Origin of the sequence: Paraburkholderia podalyriae (genome assembly GCF_014397785.1) — a bacterium.
Classification (GTDB): Bacteria; Pseudomonadota; Gammaproteobacteria; order Burkholderiales; family Burkholderiaceae; genus Paraburkholderia; species Paraburkholderia podalyriae.
In genome coordinates this window covers 1-11243 of the sequence record NZ_VZQQ01000114.1, presented here as the reverse complement: position 1 = coordinate 11243, position 11243 = coordinate 1, and the positions used below count along the sequence as shown (strand labels likewise).

General features: G+C 62.4%; 13 protein-coding genes and 3 pseudogenes. 6 read left to right on the top strand and 10 right to left on the bottom strand.

Going from position 1 to position 11243, the window contains the following annotated elements; genetic code table 11:
* The coding region (locus F6X42_RS40430; RefSeq protein ID WP_187639402.1) for a transposase at window positions 1-169 on the bottom strand (169 nt) is incomplete at its 3' end.
* Window positions 170-213: 44 nt separating this feature from the next.
* On the opposite strand from F6X42_RS40430, the gene F6X42_RS40425 reads away from it, so the two are divergent.
* Window positions 214-663 (top strand): SET domain-containing protein, encoded by a 450-nt coding sequence (locus F6X42_RS40425; RefSeq protein ID WP_187639401.1) that lies wholly within the window; start codon window positions 214-216, stop codon window positions 661-663.
* 454 nt (window positions 664-1117) lie between these two features.
* Here the strand turns inward: F6X42_RS40425 and F6X42_RS40420 are convergent, their stop codons facing one another.
* From F6X42_RS40420 to F6X42_RS44935, 4 genes are all read right to left on the bottom strand, one after another.
* Window positions 1118-1495 (bottom strand): beta/alpha barrel domain-containing protein, encoded by a 378-nt coding sequence (locus F6X42_RS40420; RefSeq protein WP_312893017.1) that lies wholly within the window; start codon window positions 1493-1495, stop codon window positions 1118-1120.
* Window positions 1496-1716: 221 nt separating this feature from the next.
* Window positions 1717-3534 (bottom strand): PHA/PHB synthase family protein, encoded by a 1818-nt coding sequence (locus F6X42_RS40415; RefSeq protein WP_187639400.1) that lies wholly within the window; start codon window positions 3532-3534, stop codon window positions 1717-1719.
* Between the two features lie 7 nt (window positions 3535-3541).
* Window positions 3542-3853, bottom strand: coding sequence for a high-potential iron-sulfur protein (locus F6X42_RS40410; RefSeq protein WP_187639399.1), 312 nt, complete (start codon window positions 3851-3853; stop codon window positions 3542-3544).
* 481 nt (window positions 3854-4334) lie between these two features.
* On the bottom strand, window positions 4335-4667 hold the full coding sequence (locus F6X42_RS44935) for a response regulator (protein WP_246530509.1): 333 nt from the start codon (window positions 4665-4667) through the stop codon (window positions 4335-4337).
* A gap of 26 nt (window positions 4668-4693) precedes the next feature.
* On the opposite strand from F6X42_RS44935, the pseudogene F6X42_RS44930 reads away from it, so the two are divergent.
* The 5 genes and pseudogenes from F6X42_RS44930 to F6X42_RS40385 all read left to right on the top strand — a co-directional run.
* Window positions 4694-5097: pseudogene (locus tag F6X42_RS44930) on the top strand (amino acid permease); the annotation flags it as partial.
* 83 nt (window positions 5098-5180) lie between these two features.
* Window positions 5181-5423 (top strand): amino acid permease C-terminal domain-containing protein, encoded by a 243-nt coding sequence (locus F6X42_RS46200; RefSeq protein ID WP_376776518.1) that lies wholly within the window; start codon window positions 5181-5183, stop codon window positions 5421-5423.
* Entirely contained in the window at window positions 5414-7375 is a 1962-nt protein-coding gene (locus F6X42_RS40395) for an aconitate hydratase (protein WP_187639397.1), read from the top strand. The genes F6X42_RS46200 and F6X42_RS40395 overlap by 10 nt, the downstream gene beginning before the upstream one ends.
* The gene (locus F6X42_RS40390; RefSeq protein ID WP_187639396.1) at window positions 7372-7740 is read left to right on the top strand and encodes a hypothetical protein; all 369 of its coding nucleotides are present in this window, start codon (window positions 7372-7374) and stop codon (window positions 7738-7740) included. Before F6X42_RS40395 ends, F6X42_RS40390 begins: the two co-directional genes overlap by 4 nt.
* A 772-nt stretch (window positions 7741-8512) precedes the next feature.
* Window positions 8513-9118 (top strand): annotated as a pseudogene (locus F6X42_RS40385) (DUF2242 domain-containing protein); the annotation flags it as partial.
* Window positions 9119-9485: 367 nt separating this feature from the next.
* Here F6X42_RS40385 and F6X42_RS40380 read toward each other — a convergent pair.
* From F6X42_RS40380 to F6X42_RS40365, 5 genes and pseudogenes are all read right to left on the bottom strand, one after another.
* Window positions 9486-9680, bottom strand: coding sequence for a hypothetical protein (locus F6X42_RS40380; protein WP_187639394.1), 195 nt, complete (start codon window positions 9678-9680; stop codon window positions 9486-9488).
* Between the two features lie 283 nt (window positions 9681-9963).
* A complete protein-coding gene (locus F6X42_RS40375; protein WP_187639393.1) occupies window positions 9964-10353 on the bottom strand; it encodes a M14 family metallopeptidase in 390 nt (129 codons plus the stop codon).
* A gap of 76 nt (window positions 10354-10429) precedes the next feature.
* Window positions 10430-10600, bottom strand: coding sequence for a hypothetical protein (locus F6X42_RS44925; protein ID WP_246530508.1), 171 nt, complete (start codon window positions 10598-10600; stop codon window positions 10430-10432).
* Window positions 10601-10611: 11 nt separating this feature from the next.
* The gene (locus F6X42_RS44920; protein WP_246530507.1) at window positions 10612-10944 is read right to left on the bottom strand and encodes a hypothetical protein; all 333 of its coding nucleotides are present in this window, start codon (window positions 10942-10944) and stop codon (window positions 10612-10614) included.
* Window positions 10945-11135: 191 nt separating this feature from the next.
* Window positions 11136-11243 (bottom strand): annotated as a pseudogene (locus F6X42_RS40365) (IS6 family transposase); the annotation flags it as partial.

The window sequence follows — 11243 nt, the reverse complement described above, 5'->3', positions numbered from 1 at the left end:
ACAAACGCCATGGTGCACCCGCGCGTACGATCCAGCGTAGCGCGTTGAACATCTCGCGCAGTTCGTAACGGCGTTGCGGTGCGTCCTTGTTCATCAAGGTCAGGTACGGAGCGGCGAAGTACCATTCTTCGTCCGACACATCCGTTGGGTATGGCCTGCGTTTTTTCATCCTGCCCGGATACCAGGTCCGACAAAAAGTGCCTAACACCCTCTATGCGGCTGCGACGCATCACAGCACGACGTTCCTCGGTCCACGGCAAAGGACTGTTCGCGCTGCAGCCCATCGCTGCAGGCGATCGGCTCATCGGGTACAAGGGCGAAGTGACCAGTTCGCGCCGCGCCGCCGCCAGCCAGCAATCCGAAAACGGGCATACCTTTGTTTTTGGTCTGTCCGACGGCCGTGTAATTGATGGCAGCCGCAGCGGCAACAGCGCCCGCTTCCTGAACCATGCATGCACACCCAACTGTGAGGCAGTCGAGGCCGGCGATCGGGTTTTTATTCATGCGGTCACTGCCATCAAGCCCGGTGACGAACTTTTCATTGACTACGGCCTCGTCGTCGATGGCGATGTCACCGAGGAGGTTCGGAAAATGTACGCCTGTCATTGCGGCGGCTCTGCATGCCGTCAATCGATGCTCGGCGAGACAGCGACTTCGTCGTAAACTAACCGACGAACGTCTCAGGGGCACCCGAGAATGCTCGCCATGCTTTTAACTCAATGCGCGACGCGCGATCAGACCGTCAGCGCAGACTGATGTCGACGCTGAACCAGCCTTCAAGCATGCGCCAAAATCAACGATAGCTTCCGGGGCCCAGCGGTCGCTCGCCTTGGCAGCCTTGCGACGAGTCGTCGGCCATTGCCGACGTTGGGGCGGTCTGGGCTGTGCGTCAGCAATGTGGCGGATTGCTGACGGCGGCGGCATCGAGCAGCTAGACGGCAGCTTCCTGCATCAGCGAACTCACACTCCCGTTTAGGTTTGTTCGATGCCTGCCCTCGACCATGGAGCTCGTGAGCGAACGACCACGTGTACGGGCAGGCATCGAACAAACCTAAACGCGGAACAAACCTAAACGCGTGCTGCCGATCGCAGCCTCGCGAGGTTCAAGCAACATATGTCAATTGCATGAGGCGGCACGTGGCCATCTACGGCCGTTCGTTCGTGCCCTCAGACTGGCACTCAAACGTCGGCTGCGCGCAAGATTCAGTAGCCGGCTTTCCACTAACTGCGCCTCGCGAAGCGGCGCGACAAGCTGAAGCAATGGTTCGTTCGGGAAGCAGACCGTCCCTTCTGGCAGGGCCGCCGCGTCACCGGTAAAATGCAGGTCCGAAAGCGACGCGATGAATTCCGGCGTGAATCGTCCGCTTCGTTGCAACCAGTCGCAATCGTCGTCGCGCAGACGCAGCGTGGTCAGGTACCCGATGGCCTGTTCCAGCCCCGCTGCGACAAGGAAATTGCGCTGCGGCGGCAGCGTCCGGACGAACAGTTCGAACACCCAAGCTCGTTCATCCCACGCTCGAAATACGCCTGCAGCATGGTGAGTTCATACAGGTCGATCAAAAGCGCGCCGTCGGCGGACGGCATCCCGGACATATTGCTGATCGACATTCTTCGCCTCCTGATGCCTGGCGGAAGGGCCTCTGTTGTTCGCGCATACCGTTACGAGCAGCGGCAGACAGCCTATGCCATCGTCGTGAATCCTCGCTGCTGCTGCACTTAAGGCTCGAGCACATATGTGCCTGGCGCGTCGCAGAGCCCCGATTCGGTGGTCATCGCGCGAGGGGCGATCCTGTCGCCGGAATGCGCGACGAGCCAGTTTTGCCAGCGCGGCCACCACGAGCCCTCCTGTGCCGGAGTCTGCGCATGCCACTCGTCCGGGTCCAGATAGGGGGCATCCTTGCCCCGTGTACTGAGGCGGTAGCTGCGTCCGGCGTGCCCAGGCTCGGAGACAATACCGGCATTGTGCCCCCCCGAGGTCAGCAGGAAACTAATCTCCGCGCGGCTTAACAGATGCAGCTTGTAGACCGAGCGCCACGGCGACACGTGATCCCGTTCGGTGGCCACCACAAACAGCGGCAGCCTGAGATCGGCGAGCGCCACCGCACGGCCGAGTGCGTGGTACCGACCCTCGGCGAGCGCATTGCGCAGGTAAAGCTCGCGCAGCGTTTCACTGTGCAGCCGGTATGGCAGGCGCGTCGTGTCCGCGTTCCAGGCCATCAGGTCCGTGGGCTTGGTATGCTCGCCGAGAAGATACTCGTGCATCATCCGTGACCAGATCAGGTCGCGCGAATGGAGCAACTGGAAGGCACGTGCCAGCTGCCGGCCGTCGAGATAGCCCTGGTCCCACATGAGCGCGTCGAGATCTGCAAGTTCGCTCCACCCGACGAACAGACCCAGTTCACCGGGCTCGCTGAAATCAGTCTGCGCCGCGAAGAGCGTCATCGTCCTGAGGGACGTCCTGCTGTCTCGCGCAAGCGCTGCCGCACCGATGGCAAGCAACGTTCCCCCCAGGCAATAGCCGACCGTATGGATCGAGGAGGCGCCGCTCATCTGACACACGCGTGTTATCGCATCGAAGATACCGCGCTCCAGATAATCGTCCAGCCCGAAGTTGCGCGCGTCCTCGCGCGGGTTTTTCCACGACACCATAAAGACGGTGTGGCCGTGCTCCACCAGATAGCGTACGAGCGAGTTGTGCGGCGACAGGTCGAGAATGTAGTATTTCAGGATCCAGGAAGGCACGATGAGTACGGGTTCAGACCATACCGCAGTGGTTTGCGGTGCGTACTGGATCAGCTCGATCAGTTCGTTGCGGTACACCACCCTGCCAGGCGTGATTGCGACACGCTGTCCCACGTAGTGGGCGACGCACCGCTGGGGCGAGGTGCGCGGGCTGTAACCGGCCAGCACTTCCTGCTGGTCGTCCAGCCAACGGCGCCCGCCTTCGACGAAATTGCGCCCGCCCGTCTCCATCATCGCGCGCAACACTTCCGGGTTGAGCCACCAGCAATTGCTGGGCGAAAGCATATCTATCCACTGCCGCGCTGCAAAACTGACCATGTGCTGATGGTGCGGCGTGACACCGTCCAGACCCGTGGTGGCACTCTGCCAGAACGACTGCGTCTGGAAGAACGCATCGCGCAGCAGACTGAATGGCCAGCGTCCCCAGTCCGGATCGGCGAAACGCGGATCGCCCACCAGGTTGGGGTCCGCCGTGGGGCGAGCAGAATCTGGCTGCAGACGTGGCATCAACCGAAAGAACTGTTGCACGCATTGCTGCCAAAGCGCGTACTGTTTGCCCGGCGAACGGGCCAGGTGCAGCGACCAGTCCAGCCACGCCAGTTGCAGCGCGGGTGCCGGTACCCAACCGACCGCCCGGCCGAATAGCGCACGCGTCTGTCGATCAAGCAGCTCGGCAGCGACATCGGGCGGCGTCCCGGTGCATCTGCCGTCAACAGGACGCTCGCCCAAGGGCGCAGGGCCCGCAGATGCTGACGATCCGGCGTGTTTGGGTCGGGTGACGGTTTCAGTCATCGTTTCGTCAAGCCTTTTTCACGTAAGCATTACACCATCCCTTCGCATAGACCAGCTTCCCACCGTAGATCGGACACGGACCGGTCCCGGCGCCGGGCTTGCCCTGATAGAGCTGGCAATTGGCGCACGTCTGCCCGGTCTGGTACCTGGGAAACTTTGCCTTGTCTACCTTCGCGGCGTCCATCTTGTATCCAAGCGACACCGCCGTCGGGTCATTTTCAGGGAGCACTGTAGCGTCCGCTTGCGACGCGCCGGGAAGGACCGTCGCTGATGCAACAGAAGCGGTAAGTATCATGAAACGACGACGGGTGAGTGACATGGCAGGACTCCTTTCCCACAGCGGAACCGACGGTTTCAGGCATGACGTCAGTCTTCTGGCCGATCAGGGCGGGAGGAACCGATCGGTCCCTGCAGGATCTGGCCTCACCAACCGATGAAGCCGACGCATCACTCGCTTAGCAAGCATCGTACCTGCGATTTCATCGACCCGTTTGGACGTTTGTTGTTGCGGGCCCGCTGCGCGTGAAATGGCTGGCCTGTCAGGATCCGGACTTCATTCTGGCCTTCGAACATCCGGCGATCCCTGCGATACCCGCCACCCGCGTTGACTGCAAAATAAAGTCGGGGCGCCATGATTTACCCCGGAATTTGGGCGCATGCATGGTGGGCGCATGCATGGGGCCTCATTGGTCACTCACGCGGCAGCCAGCGACCGCACGAGGAGGTGCGCATCGAATGGCTTTTCGCATCGCGGGTAGTCGCGATACGCAGCATCGAGCGCCTCGGCGCCCCTCGGCGCCCTAACCGGTAACGAAGACGAAGCGAACATGGCGCCGCGTCAGCGCGTCGGCGATGGAATACGACTTTTCGCCATGAAGGTTGACGTCGAGTACCGCGCCATCCAGCGTATCAGCCTCGTCCTCAACAAAGGCCAGCGCCTCCTCGGCCCAGCCGATCGGGCCCACGACCGTTGTGCCGGCTTCAGCAAGCAGCGCGGCGAGACCTGGCGCGACCAGAAATAGCGGCGCACGGTGGTTCGTTGCTTGCGGTCCCGCGATGGGGGACGAGGTACGAAGGATGCGCCGGAAATCGCATGCGCAGCTGGCACCGGCCCGACAATACCGCTTCGCCATCGAGACTTGCGGGCCCGGAGCGCGCCATGACGCTGCTGCAAACAAAACCCATCGACGTGCTAGAGGCCCAGGCGGCCCAGACTGAGGAGGAACTGCAGCAACGGGGGCGAACACGCGCTCCGGCGCGCGCTCTCCGCGCTGGACCTCAGCCTGCCTGGCATCGGCTGCATCATTGGCGCCGGGATTTTCGTGCTGACCGGACACGCGGCCGCGGCGAATGCGGGACCGGCGGTGGTGATTTCCTTCGTGCTCGCCCTACACTTATACTTACGCGACACTGGGCGAACTCGTCGCGTGGATTATCGGCTGTGATCTGATCCTCGAATACTGTATTGGCGCCACTAGCGTCGCGATTGGCTGGTCTGGCCATGTCGTCAGTCTGCTGCGCAGTTTCGGCGTAACCATTCCCGACCGGTTCGCACGCGGCCCGCTCGCCTACGATCCGGTCGCCGCAGGACCAGCACGCCAGTGCAAGCGATTGTTAAGGCGAACAGGGCACTGGCGGCGATCGGCATGATGCTCGGATTGCCGGCCGACACCTGGCTATGTCTCGTCAACTGGATGGCTATCGGCACCGTTATCCATTTCAGTTACGGGATCCGGCACAGCACGATACGCGCCAGGATCGATCCAGCGGTCACGGCTGCTGCCCCGCACATGAGCGCAGACATCTCCGCTCTCTGGCGAACCGGAGTCAACCGTCGCCGGTACGGTCCTGCCGTGAACCGGCTTCGGAGGATTGGGCCATGCCCATGAATGTCGCACACAAGCTGATCCGGTCTCACCTGATCGAGGGCGACATGACGCCCGGGGGGGAGATCGGCATCTCGATTGACCAGACGCTGACGCAGGATGCGACCGGCACGCTCGTTATGCTGGAGCTCGAGGCCATGGGACTGGACCGGGTGAGGACCGAAGTCAGCGTGCAGTATGTGGACCATAACCTGATCCAGGAGGACTACCGCAATGCCGACGATCACCTCTTTCTGAAGAGCGCCGCGCAACGCTTCGGCCTGTGGTACTCACGGCCCGGCAACGGGGTCAGCCATCCGTGTCATCAGGAGAACTTCGGCAAACCGGGCAGGACGCTGCTCGGCTCTGATAGTCACACGCCCGCCGCTGGCGCAATCGGCATGCTGGCCATCGGTGCGGGCGGACTCGAGGTCGCGCTGGCGATCGCAGGTGAGCCGTTCTTCACGCGCATGCCCGAGATCTGGGGCGTGAAACTGACGGGCCGGTTGCCCGACTGGGTAAGTGCGAAGGATGTGATCCTCGAGATGCTCCGCCGTCATGGGGTCGATGGCGGCGTCGGCAGGATCATCGAATACTACGGTCCAGGGCTTGATGGACTCAGCGCCATGGACCGGCATGTCATTGCAAACATGGGTGCCGAACTCGGTGCGACCACCACCGTTTTCCCCTCCGATCAGGAGGTCCGGCGCTTCCTGCGTGCGTGGGGACGGGAAGCCGACTGGACCGAACTGATAGTTGACCCTGGTGCGACCTATGATGTTCGTGACGAAATCGATCTCGGGCGCCTCGAGCCGCTGATCGCCATGCCGTCGAGCCCGGACAACGTGGTTCCCGTGCGCGAGGTCGCGGGCGAGCCGATCCATCAGGCTTACATCGGTTCATCCGCCAATCCCGGTTACCGCGACTTCGCGATAGCGGCAACCATGGTACGCGGACGCGCCGTGCATGACCGTGTGTCGTTCGACGTGAATCCCACCTCACGGGCACAGCTCGAAATGCTCGTGAGCGACGGCCATATCGTGAACCTGCTTCATGCCGGCGCGCGCCTGCATCAGGCCGGCTGCAACGGCTGCATCGGCATGGGTCAGGCACCCGCAACCAACGGGCTGTCGCTGCGCACCGTGCCGCGCAATTTCCCCGGCCGCTCGGGCACGCCCGAAGACAGGGTGTGTCTCGTCAGCCCCGAAACCGCCACTGCGTCGGCCCTCACGGGTGAGATCACGGATCCGCGCACGCACGGCATGCCGTATCCGCGCGTTGCCGATCCGGATCATCCAATCGTCCATCGCGAGATGTTCGACCCTCCGCTGTCCGCTGAAAAAGCGTTGCGGGTGACGCTGCTCAAAGGCCCGAATATCGCCTCACTGCCGGCGTTCGAATCGCTGCCCGACATGATCGAAATGCCGGTGATGCTGAAAGCGGGAGATAACGTCTCCACAGATGAAATCATGCCGGCCGGCGCGCGGGTGCTGCCGCTTCGCAGCAACATCCCGGAAATTGCGAATTTTGCGTTCGAGCGGATCGACCCGGCCTATGCGCGGCGTGCGAAGGAAACTGGTGATCACCTTGTTGTTGGCGGATCCAATTACGGGCAGGGTTCAAGCCGCGAACACGCAGCGCTGGCGCCACGCTTTCTTGGACTGCGTGTTGTACTGGCGAAAAGTTTCGCACGCATCCACGCGCAGAATCTCGTAAATTTTGGCGTGCTCGCGCTGACCTTCGACGATCCCGCCGACTATGACGGCATCGCGGTCGGCGACGTGCTGCGGCTTGACGACGTCCACGATGCGCTGACCAGGAGTCACGGACTGACCGTCAAGAACACGACGCGGGGCGGCACCTTCGAAGTTCACCACGCGATGTCGCTCCGGCAGACCCAGTATGTACTGCGCGGGAGCCTCATCAACTGGATGAAGGAGCGTCTTGCGGGCCACGCGGGAACCAGTGCAACATGATCCGCTCACGCTCGACGCCGCCGGCGTCGCCGGACTGTACGCAGATCCTCGTGCCGCCGGATGATCTCGCCATTCGCATCGTCTCCTCACGCAACAGTCCTGTCGACGGTCCCCGCTACCGGCTGACCGTGCGCGCAATCCGGGGTACGCTGCAGGTCGTAGCTGCATGGAAAGCGCTCGGGCAGTACGCCGCTGATGTCGAGCGCGTCCAGATCGGTATTGACAACCGTCACGGCTTCGAGGAGATCACCTTCACGTTCGGCGACATTTCGTCCGGAGCGCTCGTCCGGTTGGTGAGACGGCAGATCGCGCTGCCCTGGACGCTCGACGCCTATTTCCATTCTGACAACAACGCGACCGCCTGATCGTACGCGCATATGCAAAAGCGGGGGGCTATCGGCTCCCGTTCGTGTCAGCCGAGACCTGCAGCAGGAGCCCGCGGATGGCGTTGAGCAGGCAGACTGCCTGCACCGGCTTGAGAAGGAACACGTCCCACGGCCGCCCTGCCGAGGGCGGCGGAAGCGTGCCGGCGGCCATAACCAATAGCATTCCCGCTGTTGCGCGACTGCGCCGCAGGCGCCTGCACAGTTCCACACCATCGAGCCGGGGCATTTTCAGTCCGTCACCACGAGCGCCGGTAATTCGATACCGGCCGCGGCCAGTGCCGCCTCGCCGTTCTGTGCGGTCAAAACATGATAACCCTCCGGCTCCAGCAGGAACCGGAGGGGCGGTCAGGATGTTGGGATCGTCATCGACAACAAGGATGGTGGGCACCACAGCATTACCGATAGTGAGACTTTCAAACTGCTGAAACCGCAATGGACAATGGCAGAATCTGGCGTCCGCATTTTTTGATTTGCAATCCTACTCTTTGTCAAAAATTTCACCTTTCCTCGGCCAACTTGAGAAGGGCGTCCTCTCATGTCAGCTTGCCACATCCGCCGTACCACGTAACGGATCTGCGCTCACGAGAACGTCGAAGGTTGTTGTAGGGAAAGAAAACTATAATGGCCCGGCCCATTCACTTCCGGATCGGCCGCATGATGTGTCCCTCTCATGCAGCGCAAGAGCATTGGGTGTCGTGGCCATCTGGCGCCGGCCCCCTTCTCCGCTCGAGCCGGTCCAACCTATTCAGCCATGCATACCCCATTCCGCTTTTCCTCCGCGGCTTTCGTGCTTGCGCTTGCGACCGCACTGTCTGCGTGCTCGACACCGAAGCCGCTTTACCAGCAAGAACAGTTCGACGCAGGCGATAGCCCTTATATGCACAATTTCGCCGGGAAGGCAGAGCTCGCCTGCGAAGCCGCCCGCCGTGCGTTGCTCAGCCAGGGATATATCGCCAGTTCGACGAGGCCCGATTCGGTCGACGGCTCGAAAAATTTCCAGCCCACCGGCGATACGCACGCGGTGATTGAAATCCATGTGGTCTGTACAACCGACGACCCCAAAAGCAACAGCAGTATCGCGTACGTGAACGCAGTGCAGGATCGCTATGCGCTGAAGAAGAGCAACACGTCGGCGAGCGTCGGACTGAGCGTGTTCGGATCGCTGTCGCTGCCGATCGGCTCAAGCGATGACTCGATGGTGAAAGTTGCGAGCGAGACGATTCCTGCCGGCGTTTTCTATCAGCGTTTCTTTGCGCTAGTCGACCACTACCTGAAGGCCGACTCCGCCCAGCCGGACGCCGTCGCCGCCGCGGCAGCGCCGAAGGAGACGCTGCCGTCAATGAACGACGCCGTGCCGCCGATCGGGGCAGCCCAGACAGGTAATGATCCGGAGAAGGCGACGAGCGCCAGGTAAGGCGTCGACGGTATGGCGCGCCCGGATGTGTGCTCGAGCCGCGTTTGGTCCGCCCACTTTCCCGGCTAGCATGCAGCGACGAAGAGGCGAACAGCCTGACGTGCCATGTTGCCGTGTACGGACCCGCCTGGCAGCAGACGCGAACCGCCGCGGTCGTCAGCCCGGTCGTAAACTTCGGCGCATAAACGGCGTCATGCTCGCGCTGTCCCAGTGCAGATCGGGCGGCCCTCGAAGTTGGGCCGCGGCAAGTGTCCGGAACAACGCTCAAGCCTGCATCATATTGGCTTGCGGGCTCATAGGGTGCGACATCTCAGTGACGGCGTGCGAAGGCCCGAAGAAGGGAATCTCCGTCCTGCGTAATTCGAGGCCGCACCGTACCGCCGGCAAGCTGCTCCATGGCGACGAGCTGGCGTTCGAGCAACGTGTCAAGTTCCTGCCGCTCGGCAATATGGTCGGCCGAGTCCCTGACGAGCATCAATGTCGCAAATTCATGGGCGCTGAGCATTCCTGTCTCCTGGTCGTTCGAGTAGGTGCCGTAGGGGATTGCGCCGGCTACTGGCCTGTGGGCCGTGCCTGCCCGGCTAAGGTCGCTGTCGGCGACGCATTACCGATGGCGCGTTTGGCTGCGATTGGCAGCGGGGAGTTGATGATAGAAGCAGGCTCGGGAGCGGAGCAATCCGGGTCGTCCCGCATATTGGACATATTGAAGGTCTTCCGCGCGTGAAATAGCGTCACCCAGCTTCAACGCCGGCTGCCCCGTGCACAGTCGCGAGAGCACCCAACTGGCCTCACCTGATCAACCTGCCGCTCCACCGGTCACGGTCGCTCCAGAACGGACACCACGGACAGATTTCGCCTTCCGGATAGTCGATGCCTTCCTCATGCGGGCACCCGATGATGCGATCGACGGCGACGACCGAACGCGCACCATGCTGTTCAATGAACCGGACGACTGCTTCGGTGATTTCCGGATCGGTTCTCGCATCAGACGTTTCACAGAACCACCGCTCAACAGGATCAGCATCCGCGCCTTCGTACGCGACGATGCCGACGGCAACCTTCGTCGCCCGCCTGTCATCGGGCCCATAGCAGGCCACCGTTGCGACCGGGTAGCCGCAGAAGCCCTTGCGGCTTTTTTTCGCGAGTCTGTCCCGGTACCACTGCGCTTTCAATGTCATGTCGCCTCCGTGCCTCCGCGCGACTGGCCGATGCGACTACGGCATCAGCGGTAATCGTGGCCGCCGATCGTCATACTCACCGGTGCTGCACTTTCCGTGTCGCCATGTAGGTGTCGAACAGGCCCGCATGCAGCCGGCTGAGCTCCTGGCGCAGCCCGATGAGTTCATGCTGGTCGCCTTCGTGCTCCCGGCGCAGGATCTCTCCGAGCAGGGCCGTCGCGCGCGATGCCGCCTGGTCACGCTGCACGCGCGCCTCACCTAACCTGCCGGCGAGCGCCGGCTCACCAGCAGCAGCCATGCCGGGAACCACGAATAGTCGTCGACCTCGCCGGTGCCGGGGAACTCCGCATCGAAGCGCTGGCGTAGCGCGTCCAGCGAAGCATCACCCAAGGCGGGCAACAACGCCACGAACCTCGCGGGCGCCAGCCACGCCAGCTGCGCGAGCAGCGGCCACGCCGCATCCAGGCCGGCCGCCCGGTAGCGTGCCTCGGTCATCCACGCAAGCGGTGCCGGGATGCGCGACCAGGACTCAATGGCTTCGACTGCTTCAATCGCAGCCGCCCTGTCGCCCGCCAAAAGCCACAGCGGCACGGCGTGACTGTCTGCGTCGGCGGTACGAAACGGTAGCGATTCAGCCCGCTGAGCAAGCGCTCGCCAGCACGGCGTGAGCCACGACTGGACATTCTGCGCGGGCAGCACCCGCCGGGCGGCAGGTACGACCTCGTCCGGCTCTGTCGCAGTAAGGTCAACGGGTCAAGCAGCGGTGATATGCGGAGGATTGCTTATGAAACGAGCGAGTAGAACTGCTGTGCGGGAGACAGCGGAGTCTCGCCCCGACATTTCATCTGCCCTTTCTTGATCATGTGCATTAATTCGACGCCACTCAGAAT